This is a genomic window from Thioalkalicoccus limnaeus, assembly GCF_041197575.1.
Classification (GTDB): Bacteria; Pseudomonadota; Gammaproteobacteria; order Chromatiales; family Chromatiaceae; genus Thioalkalicoccus; species Thioalkalicoccus limnaeus.
Map to the genome: position 1 here is coordinate 16,502 of NZ_JBDKXB010000032.1, position 15,702 is coordinate 32,203.

The 15,702-nt window shown below is 67.9% G+C and carries 8 protein-coding genes; 5 read left to right on the forward strand and 3 right to left on the reverse strand.

The genetic code is table 11. The features are described 5' to 3' along the window. The first annotated feature begins 1 nt into the window (after position 1). Both ABC977_RS16080 and ABC977_RS16085 read left to right on the forward strand, forming a co-directional pair. Complete coding sequence (locus ABC977_RS16080) at positions 2 to 3,367, forward strand: ATP-binding protein (RefSeq protein ID WP_369668304.1); 3,366 nt, start codon at positions 2 to 4, stop codon at positions 3,365 to 3,367. Beyond that, positions 3,364 to 4,569, forward strand: a complete 1,206-nt coding sequence (locus tag ABC977_RS16085) for a DUF3322 domain-containing protein (RefSeq protein ID WP_369668297.1) — start codon at positions 3,364 to 3,366, stop codon at positions 4,567 to 4,569. The genes ABC977_RS16080 and ABC977_RS16085 overlap by 4 nt, the downstream gene beginning before the upstream one ends. 105 nt (positions 4,570 to 4,674) lie before the next feature. Here ABC977_RS16085 and ABC977_RS16090 read toward each other — a convergent pair whose 3' ends face one another. The 3 genes from ABC977_RS16090 to ABC977_RS16100 all read right to left on the reverse strand — a co-directional run bounded on the left by ABC977_RS16090 (position 4,675) and on the right by ABC977_RS16100 (position 12,174). Next, a complete protein-coding gene (locus tag ABC977_RS16090) occupies positions 4,675 to 6,255 on the reverse strand; it encodes a cobyric acid synthase (RefSeq protein ID WP_369668298.1) in 1,581 nt (526 codons plus the stop codon). A gap of 176 nt (positions 6,256 to 6,431) precedes the next feature. Then, positions 6,432 to 9,929 carry a transcription-repair coupling factor gene (gene mfd / locus ABC977_RS16095; protein WP_369668299.1) on the reverse strand — a complete coding sequence of 1,166 codons (3,498 nt, stop codon included), beginning with the start codon at positions 9,927 to 9,929 and terminating at the stop codon, positions 6,432 to 6,434. 175 nt (positions 9,930 to 10,104) lie between these two features. Beyond that, positions 10,105 to 12,174: an EAL domain-containing response regulator gene (locus tag ABC977_RS16100; protein WP_369668300.1), complete on the reverse strand. Its 2,070-nt coding sequence runs from the start codon at positions 12,172 to 12,174 to the stop codon at positions 10,105 to 10,107. A gap of 330 nt (positions 12,175 to 12,504) precedes the next feature. Between ABC977_RS16100 and ABC977_RS16105 the strand changes: the two genes are divergently transcribed. The 3 genes from ABC977_RS16105 to recQ all read left to right on the forward strand — a co-directional run. Next, positions 12,505 to 13,368: a crotonase/enoyl-CoA hydratase family protein gene (locus ABC977_RS16105; protein ID WP_369668301.1), complete on the forward strand. Its 864-nt coding sequence runs from the start codon at positions 12,505 to 12,507 to the stop codon at positions 13,366 to 13,368. A gap of 467 nt (positions 13,369 to 13,835) precedes the next feature. Next, a complete protein-coding gene (locus ABC977_RS16110; RefSeq protein WP_369668302.1) occupies positions 13,836 to 14,120 on the forward strand; it encodes a hypothetical protein in 285 nt (94 codons plus the stop codon). 94 nt (positions 14,121 to 14,214) lie between these two features. After that, positions 14,215 to 15,702: DNA helicase RecQ (gene recQ, locus ABC977_RS16115; RefSeq protein ID WP_369668303.1), on the forward strand; the 1,488-nt coding region annotated here is incomplete at its 3' end.

Below are 15,702 nucleotides of genomic sequence, written 5' to 3' on the forward strand. Positions count from 1 at the left end.
GATGCCGAGCCTCGCGCTGGACTTCGTCGGCGACGACAGCCGGGTCGGCTTTCGCTTGGCCACGCTGGAGGTGCTCAACTGGGGCACCTTCGACAAGCGGGTCTGGCGCCTCCAGCTCGATGGGCACAACGGCCTACTGACCGGCGACATCGGCTCGGGCAAGTCCACGTTGGTCGACGCCCTCACGACCCTGCTGGTGCCGGCGCAACGCGTCGCCTACAACAAGGCCGCCGGCGCGGAGGCGCGCGAGCGCAGCCTGCGTTCCTACGTCCTCGGCCACTACAAGAGCGAGCGCAACGAGGTGACGGGCAGCGCCCGTCCGGTGGCGCTGCGCGACGCCTCCTGCTACTCGGTGATCCTGGGCGTCTTTCGCAACGAGGGCTACGACCAGGCGGTGACGCTCGCCCAGGTTTTCTGGCTGAAGGACCCGCAGGGCCAGCCGGCGCGTCTGTTCGTGGCGGCCGAGCGGGCCATGGCCATCGCCGAGGACTTCAGCGGCTTCGGCCCGGACATCGGCGCCCTGCGCAAGCGCCTGCGCGCCCCGGGCTGCGACCTGTTCGACAGCTTCCCGCCCTACGGGGCCTGGTTTCGGCGGCGCTTCGGCATCGAGCACGAGCAGGCGCTGGAGCTCTTCCACCAGACGGTCTCGATGAAGTCGGTCGGCAACCTCACCGACTTCGTGCGCAGCCACATGCTGGAGCCCTTCGATGTGGGTGGCCGTATCCGGGCGCTGATCCACCACTTCGACGACCTGGACCGCGCCCACCAGGCCGTGCTCAAGGCGAAGCGGCAGATCGAGCTGCTCGCGCCGTTCGTCGCCGATGGCCAGCGCCACGCCGCGCTCACGGCCGAGATCCAGGCGTTTCGCGACGGGCGCGACGCGCTGCGGCCCTATTTCGCCCGGCTCAAGGGTGAACTGCTGGAGCGGCGCCTCGCCCTGCTCGGGCAGGAGGCCGAGCGGCTCGATGCCCTGATCGAGCGGCTCGGGGCGCAGCGCGACGGCGAGCGCGGCGCGGTGACCGATCTGGAGCGCGCGTTGCGCGACAACGGCGGCGACCGGCTCGAGCGGCTCGCCGACGAGATCCGGCGCCAGGAGCAGGAGAAGGCGCAACGCCGGCAGCGGGCCGAGCGCTACGGGGACCTGCTGGCCCGCATCGACGAGACGCCGCCGGGCGACGAGGTGGCCTTTCTCGCCCAACGGCACGCGATTGGCGCACACGCCGAGTCGCTGCGCGAGCGCATCGCCGACCTCACCAACCGCGAACGTGAAGAAGACTTCGCCTTCCGCAAGGGACGGGAAGCGCGCGACGCCTTGGCTGAGGAGATCGACAGCCTCAGGCGCCGCAAGAGCAACATCGACACCGCCCAGATCCGCATCCGCGAGGCTCTCTGCGGGGCCCTCTCGATCGCCGAGGACGAGCTGCCGTTCGCCGGCGAACTGATCCAGGTACGCGAGGACGAGCGCGATTGGGAAGGCGCTGCCGAGCGTCTGCTGCGCGGCTTCGGCCTGTCGCTGCTGGTGCCCGATGCGCACTACCGGGCGGTCGCCGAGTGGGTGGACCGCGAGCACCTGAGGGGGCGTCTCGTCTACTTCCAGGTGCGACCGAAGAGGCGCCCCCAGGGCGCCGGCCCGCATCCGCAGTCGCTGGTGCGCAAGCTCGAGATCAAGCCGGATTCCCCGCTCTACGAGTGGCTCGATCAGGAACTGCGCAGCCGCTTCGACGTCGCCTGCTGCGACAGCGCCGAGCAGTTCCGCCGCGAGGCGCGCGCGATCACGCGCGCCGGGCAGATCAAGGACCCGAGCGGCCGCCACGAGAAGGACGACCGCAACCGGATCGACGACCGCAGCCGCTACGTGCTCGGCTGGAGCAACGCCGACAAGCTCCGCGCGCTGCTCGACCGGCTCGCGTCCTTGGAGGCCGATCTGGCCGCGACGGGACGGCGCATGTCCGAGATCCAGCAGGCGCGTCAGCAGCTCCAGCATCGGCTCGAGGCCCTGGCCAGGCTCGAGGAGTTCACCCGTTACGCAGAGATCGACTGGCAGAGCCTCGCGCGCGAGATCGCGGCGCTCGCCGAGGAACGGGCGCGCCTGGAGGCCGCGTCCGACACCTTGCACGAGCTGGGTCGGCAGTTGCAGGCGGCGCGCGAGCGGCTGAGCGAGACCGAGGCCAAGCACACCGACGCGCTCGGCCGACGCGGGGAGGTCAAGAGCAAGATCGAAGTGGCTCAAGAGCAGCGGGAGCAGGCACGCGCCCTCAGTGAGCCGGTGCCGCTCGACGAGGCGCAGACGGCCCGCCTCGAGGGCTGGCGCCACGAGGCGCTCGGCGAGCATCAGCTGTCGGTCGAATCCTGCGATAACCGAGAACAGGAGGTGCGCAAGTGGCTCCAGGATCGCATCGACGCCGAGGACCAAAGGCTCAAGCGGCTCAATGAGCGCCTCATCCGGGCGATGGCGGCCTTCAAGGACGAGTTCAAGGCCGAGACCGTCGAGATGGACGTGAGCCTGGCGGCCCTCGGCGAGTACGAGCGGCTGCTCGACGGCCTGCAGCGCGACGACCTGCCGCGCTTCGAGGCCCGCTTCAAGGAGCTGCTCAACGTCAACACCATCAACGAGATCGCCAATTTCAACGCCCAGCTCGCCCGCGAGCGCGAGACGATCAAGGAGCGCGTCGAGCGCATCAACCAGTCCCTGCAGGCGATCGACTACGACCCGGGGCGCTTCATCAAGCTGGTCGCCCAGCCGAGCCCGGACGCCGAGATCCGCGACTTCCAGCAGGACCTGCGCGCCTGCACCGAGGGCGCGGTGACCGGCTCGGGAGACGAGCAGTATTCGGAGACCAAGTTCCTCCAGGTCAAGGCCATCATCGACCGCTTCCGGGGCCGCGACGGGCAGACGGAGGCCGATCGGCGCTGGACGGCCAAGGTCACCGACGTGCGCAACTGGTTCCTCTTCTCGGCGAGCGAGCGTTGGCGGGCCGACGACGCCGAGTACGAGCACTATTCGGATTCCGGCGGCAAGTCCGGTGGCCAGAAGGAAAAGCTCGCCTACACGGTGCTGGCCGCGAGCCTCGCCTATCAGTTCGGGCTCGAATGGGGGGCGGTGCGCTCCCGCTCGTTCCGCTTCGTCGTCATCGACGAGGCCTTCGGGCGCGGCTCGGACGAGTCCGCCCAATACGGCCTGCGCCTGTTCCAGCAGCTCAACCTGCAGCTGCTGATCGTCACGCCGCTGCAGAAGATCCACATCATCGAGCCCTTCGTCGCGAGCGTCGGCTTCGTGCATAACGAGGGCGGGCAGGACTCGAAGCTGCGCTGCCTCACCATCGAGGAGTATCGGGCGCAGAAGGCCGGCGGCGAGGCGGCTCGATGACCTGGACCAGGCCCGCCGATCTGCGCGCCCAGGTCCAGCGCCTGTGGGAGCGCGGCGAGCTGCTGCGCGCGAGCGTCACGGAGACGACCGCCTGGCCGCTGCGCCTGACGCTGAAGGCGCCGGCCGCGGCCGATCTGGCCGAACGCTTCGAGGCGGTCCGCGACTGGGTGCAGGCCCTGGCCGCGACACCCCAGGTGCGGATCGAGTGGCGCGAGCGCGCCCATCGGGTGCAAGGCCGGCAGCGACTGCCGGCCGCCGTCTGGGTCGATTCGCTGGAGGCGGCCTTGGCCTTCATCGGCAAGACGCGGCAGGTCGAGGGCTACCGGCGCCTCTGGCGATGGACGGGCACCGCGCAGCCGGCGCTCCTGCCCTGGCTGATCCGGCGGCCGCTCCAGGCCCTGGAGCTGGCCGACCGCTGGGAGCGGCTGCTCGCCGTTGTCGCCTGGCTCCAGGCCCACCCACGCCCGGGTCTGTACCTGCGCCAGGTCGACCTGCCCGGCGTCGACAGCAAGTTCATCGAGGGTCATCGCGGGGTCCTCACCGAGTGGTTGGATCTGGCCTTGCCACCCGAGGCGATCGACGCCGCCGCGACCGGGGTCGCACAGTTCACGCGCCGCTACGGCTTCCTGGACAAGCCGATCCGGATCCGCTTCCGGCCGCTCGATCCAGCACTACCCAGCCTGCCTGGCTGCCGAGAGTTGGCCGACATCACGCTCGACGCGACGAACTTCGCCACGCTCGCGCTACCCGTCGAGCGGGTGTTCATCACCGAGAATGAGACCAACTTCCTGGCGTTCCCGCCGGTGACACGCGCGATCGTCCTGTTCGGTGCCGGCTATGGCTGGGAGTCGCTGGCGCGGGCCGCTTGGCTGCATCGCTGCGATCTCCACTATTGGGGCGACATCGATACCCACGGCTTCGCGATCCTCGATCAACTGCGCGGCCATTTTCCCCACGCCGCCTCGCTTTTGATGGACCGCGAGACCCTGCTGGCCCATCGCCCGCTCTGGGGCGTGGAGCCGCAGCCTGGGCGCCACGACCTGAGGCGTCTCACGCCGGCGGAAGCCGCACTCTACGACGACCTGCGCTTCGATCGGATTCGACCCGGGGTGCGGCTCGAGCAAGAACGTCTCGGGTTCGGCTGGTTCAGGGAGCGACTCGATCAGTGCGACGGGTCCAAGCAGCCAAGACACACTCGGTGACAGGCCACAAGGCGCGGTAGCGGACCATTCTCCGGGCGTCGAGCTTGCCGCGCCAGGTCAGCGTGCATGGTCAGCCGATGGCCCATTCGTGCCGTGACTGGCTGCTCAGCGCGCGAGCGAGAGTAGGGCATCGAGGTCCAGATTGGCCTCGCAGTGGTCGGCGAGGTCGTCGAGGGCGCGCTCGATGCGCGCCTCGAAATCGAGCGACGAGGCTTGGGCGCCGACGTGCTCGAGCCAGTGAGCGCGGAAGCCGTCGGCCCCGAACAGGCCGTGGATATAGGCGCCGGTGACGCGGCCATCGGCGGAGACCGCGCCCTCGGGTCGGGTGGGGCCGCCGCGGCCGTCGTCGAGTTCGAACCAGGGCCGCTCGAGGCCGGGGCCCCAGGTGCGACCCATGTGCATCTCGTAGCCGGTGAGGTGGCACCCGCTGCGCCGGTCGAGGACGTCGATCTCGACGAGCCGCTTGTCGCCGCCGATCTCGGTCTCGACATCGAGCAGCCCGAGTCCGCGGGTTTCGCCGGGCGCCCCTTCGATGCCGAGCGGGTCGCGGACCACGTGGCCGAGCATCTGGAAGCCGGCGCACAGGCCGATCACGCGCCCGCCCTGGCGGACATGGGCGAGGATGTCGAGATCCCAGCCTTCGCGGCGCAGGACCTCGAGGTCAGCGCGTGTGACCTTGGAGCCGGGCAGGATCACGACATCGGAGTCGCGCGGGAGCGGATGGCCGGGACGGACCCAGCGCAGGCTGACGCCCGGTTCCGCCGCGAGCGGATCGAGGTCGTCGAAATTGGCGACCCGCGACAACTGCGGGACCGCGATTCGAAGACCTTGCCCATCGCCGTGCGCGGGGCGCTCGAGGGCCAGCGAATCCTCGGCCGGCAGCCGCTCGGCGCCGTCGAACCAGCGCAGGACGCCGAGCCAGGGCCAGCCGGTGCGCTCGGTCATCAGGGTGCACGCGGGTTCGAACAGCGACAGATCACCGCGGAACTTGTTGATGATGTAGCCGACGACGCGCGCGCGCTCGTCCGCTTCGTACAGCGCATGGGTGCCGACGATCGCCGCGAGGGCGCCGCCGCGATCGATGTCGCCGAGCAAGACGACCGGAAGATCGGCGGCCTTGGCCAGACGCATGTTCGTGATGTCGGACGCGCGCAGGTAGACCTCGGCGCCACTGCCGGCTCCCTCGACCAGCACCAGGTCGGCCTCGCTAGCGACGCGATGGAAGCTGTCGAGGATCGCTGGCATCAGCCGTGGTTTCATCTTGTGGTACTCGCGCGCGCGGCAATTGCCGAGCACCCGCCCGCGCAGCACGACCTGCGACCCGATCAGGGTCTGCGGTTTCAGCAGGACCGGGTTCATGTGGATCGACGGCGGAACCCGGCAGGCCCGAGCCTGCAGCGCTTGGGCGCGACCGATCTCGCCGCGCGCCGGCGAGCCGTCGGCCGGCGGCGGTTGATCGGGGTCGGCGTCGGCGGCCAGTGCGGCATTGTTGCTCATGTTCTGCGCCTTGAAGGGGCGCACCACGAGGCCGCGTCGCGTGTAGGCCCGGCACAGGCCGGCGACGAGCAGGCTCTTGCCGACATCGGAGGCCGTACCCTGGATCATCAGCGCCCGGGCGCGGCGTGGACCTCGGTCGCCGAACGGCGGCAGGTCCATATCGGGGTCGAGGGTCGTCGGATCACTCATGGGTTCGGTCTCACGGGCATCGAGAAATCGAGAAAGGGTCGTCGGGGTCCAACCATTGGGTCCTCGCCACAGAAAACCACGCACAGCGCGCGTCGCCTTCCATGGCGAGGGGGCCGGAACGCCGATGACGCGCGAGGCCGGCCTGGGGCGGTGCCGATCGCAACGGAGATGCCGGGTCAATTCAGCAAGTGTTCGACCACTTGGCTGACCTGCCCGATTCGGCGCGCCGGATCCGATAGGTCCACGACGAAGCGCAACCGGTCGCCGCCGTCGAGCTTGAAGTCCTTCGGGCGCGTCTGAAGCAAGCGAACCAGCCGCGCCGGATCGATGCGCGTCTCGGCCGCGAACAGGATGCGGCCACCCTGCGGGCCGGCCTCGATCTTGCGGATCCCGAGCGGCTGTACGTGCAGTTTGAGCTCGGTGATGCCGATCAGATTCTTCGCCGGCTCCGGCAGCAGGCCGAAGCGGTCGATCATCTCGACCTGAAGCTCGCGCAGGCCCTCGGGGTCCGTGGCGCTGGCGATCCGCTTGTAGAGGACCAGGCGCTCGTGGGTGTCGGGCAGGTAATCGGCGGGGAGCAACGCCGGGATCCCGAGATCGATCTCGGCGCCGTGATCGAGCGGCCGGTCGAGCTCGGGCGTGCGTCCGGCCTTGAGGGCCTGCACCGCCCGTTCGAGCAGATCCATGTACAGCGAGAAACCGACCTCGTGGATCTGGCCCGACTGCTCGTCGCCGAGCAGCTCGCCGGCGCCGCGGATCTCCAGATCGTGGGTCGCGAGCGTGAAGCCGGCACCGAGGTCTTCGAGCGATTCGATCGCCTCGAGGCGCTTCTTGGCCTCGTCGGTCATCGCTTGCGGTGGCGGTGTGATCAGGTAGGCGTAGGCCCGATGGTGCGAGCGCCCGACCCGACCGCGCAGTTGATGAAGCTGTGCGAGCCCGAGCCGATCGGCGCGGTGGATGACGATCGTGTTCGCCGTCGGCACGTCGATGCCGCTTTCGATGATGGTCGTGCACAGGAGCAGGTTGAAGCGCTGGTGGTAGAAGTCGCGCATGACCCGCTCCAGGTCGCGCTCGCGCATCTGGCCGTGGGCGATCTCGACGCGCGCCTCCGGCACCAGGCTCGCGAGCTTCTCGGCTTGGTGCTGAATGGTCTCGACCTCGTTGTGCAGGAAATAGACCTGGCCGCCGCGTTTGAGCTCGCGCAGGCAGGCCTCGCGAACCAGCCCATCGTCCCAGGGCGAGACGAAGGTCTTGATCGGGTGGCGTGCGACCGGCGGTGTGGCGATGATCGACAGATCCCGCATCCCGGACATCGCCATGTTCAGCGTCCGCGGGATCGGTGTCGCGGTCAGCGTCAGCACGTCGACCTCGGTGCGCAGGGCTTTCAGGGCCTCCTTGTGGCGGACGCCGAAACGGTGCTCCTCGTCGATGATCGCAAGCCCGAGGTTCTTGAAGCGTATCGAGCCCTGCAGCAGCTTGTGGGTGCCGATCACGATGTCGAGCGTGCCGTCGGCCAACCCTTCGAGGATCCGTTTCTGTTCCTTCGCGGTCCGGAAGCGCGACAGGCTTTCGATCTTGATCGGCCAGTCGGCGAAACGGTCGGAAAAGTTCTCGAAGTGTTGCTGCGCGAGCAGCGTGGTCGGCACCAGTACCGCGACCTGGCGGCCGCCGAGCGCGGCGACGAAGGCGGCGCGCATCGCCACCTCGGTCTTACCGAAGCCGACGTCGCCGCAGACGACGCGGTCCATCGGCTTGGCATCCGCCATGTCGGCGAGTACCGCCGCGATCGCGCGGGCCTGGTCGGGCGTCTCCTCGAACGGAAAGGCCGCCGCGAAGGCGGCATACTCGGCTTCGCTTTGGACGAAGGCGATGCCCGAGCGGGCGGCGCGCCGCGCATAGATGTCGAGCAGTTCGGCGGCGACGTCATGCGCCTTCTGTGCGGCGCGGCGCTTGATCTTGTCCCACTGGTCGCCGCCGAGACGGTGCAGCGGGGCTTCTTCCGGGGAGGCCCCGGTGTAGCGCGAGATCAGGTGCAGCGACGCGACCGGCACATAGAGCTTGTCGCCGCGCGCGTATTCGAGCGCGACGAACTCGGTGGTCAGACCACCGACGGTCAGTGTCTCCAAGCCCAGGTAGCGACCGATGCCGTGGTCCTCGTGGACCACCGGTGCGCCGACCGTCAGTTCGGTCAGGTTGCGGACGATCGCGTCGCCGTCGCGCTCGCGGGCGCGACGGCGACGCTCCTGGCGGACCCGTTCGCCGTAGAGCTGCGTCTCGGTGACGACGGCGATGTCCGGGTCATCGAGCCACAGGCCTTGTTCGAGCGGCGCGACCGTCAGGCCGAGCGCCTCCTCGCCGGTGACGAACTCGCGCCAGCCGGCGACCGGGCGCGGCTGGATGTCGAAACCGCGCAGATGCTCGGCGAGCATCTCACGGCGACCGGTGCTCTCGGCGATGAAGAGCACGCGCCGGTCCGGCGCCGTGACGAAGTCGCGCAGCGCCTGGGCCGGGTGCGCTGCGCGCGCTTGGATCGCGAGCGGCGGCAGTCGACGGGTCGCGAACCGGTGGCAGGCGCCGTAGCCCTTGCGGCGCTGCGCGATCTCGGTCGTCTGGTAGCGGATCCCGGCAAGCCGATTCAAGCGCGCGGCCAGTTCGTCGGCGGCCAGGTAGATCCGCGCCGGCGGCAACGGCGGACGCTCGATATCGTGCCGCCGCTGCTCGTAACGTTCGGCGACCTCGGCGACGAAGGCCGCCGCGACCTCGCGGACGCCATCGGCCTCGATCGCGATCAGATCCTCGGGCAGATAGTCGAACAGGCTCGCGGTGTCGTCGAAGAACAGCGGCAGATAGTATTCGAGCCCGCCGGGGATCCGCGCCTCGGAGACCTCGCGGTAGATCAGGCTCTGGTTCGGGTCGGCATCGATCGCCGCACGGTAGCGTTGGCGAAAGGCGCTGATGGCTTCGTCGGTCAGCGGGAACTCGCGCGCCGGCAGCAGCCGGATCGCGGGCACCTTGGCCAGCGAGCGCTGCGTATCGGGATCGAAGGTGCGCAGGCTCTCGACCTCGTCGTCGAACAGGTCGATGCGATAGGGCGTGTCGCTGCCCATCGGAAAGACATCGAACAGCGAGCCGCGGATCGCGAACTCGCCGTGCGCGATCACCTGCGACACGCACTGGTAACCGGCCTGTTCCAGCCGTCGGCGGGTCACCTCGAGATTCAGCCGATCACCGACCTCGAGGAGCAGCGTGTGGCCGTCCAGGTAGCTGCGCGGCGGCAGACGCTGCAACAGCGTCGCGACCGGCACGACCAGCGCGCCGCGGGTCAGGGCCGGCAGCCTGTGCAGGGTCGCGAGCCGCTCGGAGACCAGCTCCGGTAGCGGCGAAAAGACATCGTAGGGCAGGGTCTCCCAATCGGGGAACGCGAGCACCGGGCAGCTCGGATCCTGATCGAGGAAGAAGCCGATCTCGGCCCGCAGCCGGGCCGCCGACTGCACGTCCTCGACCACGACCAACAGCATCCGGTCGGCCTCGCGCGCGGCGTTGGCGAGGGCTAACGCGGGGCTGGACCCATAGAGCGCCCCCCATTGGATTCGCGCCCCGGTCTGTCCGGGTATCGGTGGCGTCAGCGCGGAACAGCAGGGAACTTCCTCGACGAACGGAGTATCGGACGACATCTTCAGAATTGACGGCAGGGGATTGGGGGTTGGATGCAGGCTAGATCGAACGAACATGGCCATTATAGCGATCGGCGATCGTCGTGGCGGGTATCGCGCGCGGAACCTCCGCTGGTGCACATGTCGATGAAAGCCGCTGCGAGAGGTTGATCGCTTCGCTTCCACCAGGTACCGGTTATTCGAGCACCATGCCGGCGAAGTCGAAATCCAGTGTCGGCCCGGGTGGCTGGACGAAATTGCCTTGTATCAGGTCGGCCCCGGCCTGCCAGACCCGGCTGATCGCGACCGGATCCTCGATGCTGGCGATGATCACCTTCGCGCCGATGTCATGGATCCGATGGATCAGCGCCGACAGTTCGTCGGATGCCAGCTCCAATGCGGGGGCGGCGCGCAGCCGGACCAAGGCTGGACGCAGACGCGTGGCCAAGTTCAGGGCCTCGGCCGACAGGGCCAGATGGTCGATGCAGATCGGGATACCAAGCCGTCGCAGCTGCTCGCCGCGGTCCACGGCGGTGGCGGGGTCAGTCATCAGATCGAAGAAGGATAGCCGCAGGATGGGTCGGTGCCTGATCAGGTCCCGGGCGAGGACCTGGTCACGAAGGGCTTGTATCCAGTTCGCGTCTTGCAGCACGGACCGGCCCTGCTGGATCAGCAGACGCAAGGCCGGGCGCTGATTCAGGCCCCGTTGCTGTGCGGTCAGCGCCTGCTCCAATACCCACCGATCGATCGCCGGCATCAGCCCGGCCTCGTCGGCGGCCGGCAGGAAGTCGAACGCCGGGATCAGCTCTCCGCTCGTCGTGCGCAGGCGCACCGACACGTCGAAGGGTTCGCCGCGCATCGGGCGCAGCGTCGCGATCGGTTGGAAAAAGAGTTCCAGACCCGTGCCGTCGTGCAGGGCCTGTTCGATCAGCGCGGTGATGGGTGCCGAGTGGGCCGGGCAGCGACCCCTGGCCGTGGCCGGAGTCTGGATGACCAAACTTGCGCCAGCCTGGCGGCGAGCCTCGGCGAGGGCGCTCCTCGCCCGTGACAACATCGTCAGGGCGTCATCGGCTGGGACCTCGAATGTCGCCAGACCAATACTGGCCTGGTATCGATCGGCCCTGCCGTCGCGGTTCAGCGCTTCGCTGGCAGCCTCCCGCAGCCGTTCGCCGAGTCGGCGCAGGCGGCGTGGATCGGGCCGGCGTGCCAGCACGCCGAAACAGGCGTCCGGCAGGCGGGCCAGCGAATCCGTTGGCTCGAGGCAGGCGGCGAGGCCGGCGGCGATCCGGGTCGTGTGGGGCAGGGTTCGACCGTCAGGTTCGGTTGCCGCCTTCTCGGCCGCCGGCTCCGAGTCGATCAGGAAGAGGCCATGGGTCGGATCGCCAACTGGGCTCGCCGCGATGATCCGGTCGATGCGTCTGGCAAAGGTGCCTGGATCGATCCATGCGATGTCGCGGGCGGCGGCAAGGGTTCGCGCGGCCCGGTCACGGGACCGCGCGAGGCCGTCGCGAACCGCCGCGATCAGACGCTGCGGGGTGATGGGTTTGGCCAGGAAGTCGTCGCCTCCGACACGTAGCGTGTCCATCTGAATCGCGGGATCGATCTCGCCGGACAGGAACAGGATCGGCGTTGCGACCAGCTCGTCATGATCGCGGATGATGCGGGTCAATTCGGTGCCGCTCGCACCTGGCATGTGTAGGTCCATCAGGATCAGGTCGGGCCGAAAGGTCTCGATGACCTCGAGAACCCGAAACGGATCGGATAAGGCGCGGACCTCCATCCCGGCACCCTCCAACACGCGCGTTGCAAAGAGCGCCGCGACCGGCTGATCGTCGACTACGAGGATCCGCGGCCGCACGGCCTGGTCGGACATCAGCTCGGAGATACGGGCGGTCAAGGGCTCGTAGCGTGCGGTTCCGGTGCCGGTCATCGGCCACAGGCCGTCGGCACCGGCGCGCAGCGCACCGAGTTGCTCAGCGATCGCGGTCGCCCCGGTCAGGCAGAAGACCCGTGCCCCCTCCCCGAAACGCGCGCGAAGACCGGTCACCGTCTCGGTCAGATCCGGCTCATCCTCGAGGGCCGACAGGTCGATCAGCAGGATCGGATCACAGCGGGATGGGGTTGCCGGCAGCGGTTCGTTGGGACCCGCGATGGCCGCAATCGTACAGGCTTCAAGGTCGAGGTGTGCTCGCAGATAGGTCGGCACTTCGTCGCATGCGCCGACATAGACCAGCAGAGGTCGCTGGGCGTCGTGCAATGTCGTCATCGTTTATCCCCTCCTTGGGGTTGTTGCGTATCGGCCCTGGCGATTCGACAAGCGTCCGGTCGCACGCGGCAATGCCAGTCGACCGTTCTGTCAGCTGACCACGCGCCCCTCCGGGTGCGGGGCGGCCGAGTCTTGACACTCGCCATGATGGAGAGCATCCGGGCTCAACGACGAGACGTCGAAGGTCTCGATTCGTCCTTGTCGGTTGTACGTCGTCGCGATGCGCGCGCTCGCGCGTCCGGTGCCCGTTGATTCGCCGTGGTTTCTCGCACGAGTGATACCTTTAAGGGTGCCAGCGCCTCACTCTTGGTTACGACTATAGGGAATCGAATGAACGCACAGCCTCACTCTGCCGATCTCACCTTGACCACGCGCCAATTCAGTGAACTGAGGATCCATCTGGATCGCAAGCACGACGTCGCCTGGTGCTACATGCAGCCGACGGCGAGACCCTGCTTCACTTTAACCTTGCTTGGCGACCTGAACAACTGGTGCCGTCACGTGGCTCAGCAAGCCGAATCCATCGGGATCCGCTATCACGTCATTGCATCGACCGTCCCGCGGATCTTCAATCTCGGTGGGGATCTCGATCTGTTCCGGTCTCATGTCGAACGCGGCGATCGAGCCGGCTTGCGCGACTACGGCCTGGCTTGCATCGCGGCCCTGCATGCGAACATCCGCCATTTCGACCAGGAGGTGACGACCATCTCGCTGGTCCAGGGCGAGGCGCTCGGCGGCGGCTTCGAGACGGCGCTGTCGAGCGATGTGCTGATCGCCGAGCGCAGCGCCCGATTCGGTTTCCCGGAGATCCTATTCAATCTCTTTCCGGGGATGGGTGCCTACAGTCTCTTGTCGCGCAAACTCGATCCCAAACGCGCCGAGCGGATGATCCTGAGCGGGCGGATCTATACGGCCGAGGAACTCCACGAGATGGGCCTGGTGGATATCCTGGTACCCGACGGCGACGGCGAGCTGGCCGTTTACGATCAGATCAAGCGGGAGAACCGAGCACGGAATGGATTCCGCGCGGTGCGCCAGGTCCGTGATCGGGTCGATCCGATCACCTACCGGGAGCTCGTGGACATCGTCGAGACCTGGGTCGATACGGCGCTCAAGCTCGATACGCGGGATCTGCGTATGATGGAGCGGTTGGTGGCCCGTCAGCGCCAGCACCCGCTCAAAGCGGCCGCGTAGCGGTGCGTTGCTCGAAAGAAGGGGTCTCGAGCAGCTTTGAATGACAGTGGAGAAGGGGACACGCCGCCGCCATGTTTTGTCCAGGGTCACTTCCAGCGCTGGTACCGATTGGGCCAACAAGGCACGACGGCGAACCCCCTGACCCACGATCCGATCATCGAACTGCCCGAGCCCGCGTCTGCGCCGACCGGCAACGGGGTCCGGATGCCCCGTACCGGTCGGCGCGCCGGTCGATTTGTGCGCTGCAGGGGCCGCCGGCGGTCGGAGCTGTTGATCCCAAGGCAGGCACTGAAGGGTCCGCCGCGGCACGCGGCGCAGGCCCGCACCAAGAGCACGCGGTCGTTGCCAAGGCTCGGCGTCTGGTGGGTTGATGACCCGTGCTAAGGCGATTTCTGTCACCAAACAGACCGCCTGACTTGTCTTCTCGCCCGCCTTCTTTGTCGCGGCAACGCGCGCATAGAACGACTATGCGCACGCTGCCGCTTCGCGAAGGCGGACAAGAATCCTGCGCCATTCGGTATGTTTGTTTCCGGCAATCGCCTAAACTGATCGAATGTTCGCCGAAGGGTCAAAATGCCATGGTCGAAAATGTCGACAGCCTGATCCTCGAGCACCTGCGTGCCATTCCGGCCGATGTCGCGACGGTCAGAGAGGACGTTCGAGAAATCAAGCAGCGGTTGACCAGCCTGGAAACGGGTGTCGCGGGACTTCGCCGCGATCACGCGGGCCTTTATCGAGACATGGCCGATTAGCCTGCGAGAGACGACCGGCTCGCCGAGCGCGTCGAGCGCATCGAGCGGCGCTTGGAGTTTCGTTACGACACCTGATCCGGACTCTGGGTAGTCCATGACACCGCAGGCGCCGATCGAGGTCTTGCGCCGCGTCTTCGGTTACCCGAGCTTCCGCGGTGCCCAGCAAGAGATCGTCGAGCATGTGACAGCCGGCGGCGATGCGCTGGTCCTGATGCCGACCGGTGGTGGCAAGTCGCTCTGCTATCAGATCCCCGCCCTGCTGAGGCCCGGTACCGCGATCGTCGTCTCGCCGTTGATCGCGCTGATGCAGGATCAGGTCGATGCGTTGCGCCAGCTCGGCGTGCGCGCGAGCTTCCTCAATTCCTCCCTGCCGCCCGATGAGCAGGGCCGCGTCGAGCGGGCGCTGCTCGCCGGCGAGCTGGATCTGCTCTATGTCGCGCCGGAACGCCTTCTGACCGAGCGCTTCCTCGGTCTGATCGAGCGCCTGCGCATCGCGCTGTTCGCGATCGACGAGGCGCATTGCGTCTCCCAATGGGGCCATGATTTCCGGCCCGAATACATCCAGCTCAACCGGCTGCACGAGCGTTGGCCGGCGGTGCCGCGCATTGCCCTGACGGCGACCGCCGATGCCCCGACGCGCCGCGAGATCGTCGCGCGGCTCGGGCTCGCGGGGGCGGCGCAATTCGTCTCGAGCTTCGACCGGCCGAACATTCGCTACCGCATCCTCGAAAAGCGCGAGCCGCGCCGGCAGCTCCTTGACTTTCTGCGTCGCGAGCATCCGAGCGACGCGGGCATCATCTATTGCCTGTCGCGGCGCAAGGTCGAGGAGACCGCGGCCTTCCTGAAGGACCAGGGCTTCGCGGTGCGCCCCTATCACGCCGGCCTGTCGGGGGAGCAGCGCCGTGCCCATCAGGCCGAATTCCTGCGCGGCGAGGGCCTGATCATCTGCGCGACCATCGCCTTCGGCATGGGCATCGACAAGCCGGATGTGCGCTTCGTCGCGCATATGGATCTGCCGAAGAGCATCGAGGCCTACTATCAGGAAACCGGCCGCGCCGGTCGGGATGGATTGCCGGCCGATGCCTGGCTCGCTTACGGCTTATCCGATGTCGTCGCGCTACGTCGGTTCATCGAAGGTTCGGCGGCCGAAGAGCGCTTCAAACGCGTCGAGCTGCACAAGCTCAATGCCCTGATCGGCCTGTGCGAGGCCACCGAGTGCCGCCGCCAGGTGCTGCTGCGGTACTTCGGCGAGACGCTCGAACAGCCCTGCGGCAACTGCGATACCTGCCTCTCGCCAGTCGCGACCTGGGACGGCACGACGGCCGCGCAGAAGGCGATGTCCTGCATCTACCGCACTGGCCAGCGCTTCGGGGCGGGCTATCTGACCGATGTGCTGCTCGGCAAGGACAGCGAGCGGGTGCGCCGCTTCGGTCACGATCGGATCAGTACCTTCGGCATCGGCAAGGATCTGAGCGCGGATCAGTGGCGGTCGGTCTACCGGCAGTTGGTGGCGCTCGGACTCATCGAGGTCGAGATCGACGGGCACGGGGGCTTGCGTCTGACCCCGGCCAGCCGGCCGGTA

What these genes read in the sequence shown, in the direction of transcription:
- ABC977_RS16080 (WP_369668304.1), top strand. Translation starts at nt 2, where the DNA reads ATGCCGAGCCTCGCGCTGGACTTCGTCGGCGACGACAGCCGGGTCGGC.
- ABC977_RS16085 (WP_369668297.1), top strand. Translation starts at nt 3,364, where the DNA reads ATGACCTGGACCAGGCCCGCCGATCTGCGCGCCCAGGTCCAGCGCCTG.
- ABC977_RS16090 (WP_369668298.1), bottom strand. Translation starts at nt 6,255, where the DNA reads ATGAGTGATCCGACGACCCTCGACCCCGATATGGACCTGCCGCCGTTC.
- mfd (WP_369668299.1), bottom strand. Translation starts at nt 9,929, where the DNA reads ATGTCGTCCGATACTCCGTTCGTCGAGGAAGTTCCCTGCTGTTCCGCG.
- ABC977_RS16100 (WP_369668300.1), bottom strand. Translation starts at nt 12,174, where the DNA reads ATGACGACATTGCACGACGCCCAGCGACCTCTGCTGGTCTATGTCGGC.
- ABC977_RS16105 (WP_369668301.1), top strand. Translation starts at nt 12,505, where the DNA reads ATGAACGCACAGCCTCACTCTGCCGATCTCACCTTGACCACGCGCCAA.
- ABC977_RS16110 (WP_369668302.1), top strand. Translation starts at nt 13,836, where the DNA reads ATGCGCACGCTGCCGCTTCGCGAAGGCGGACAAGAATCCTGCGCCATT.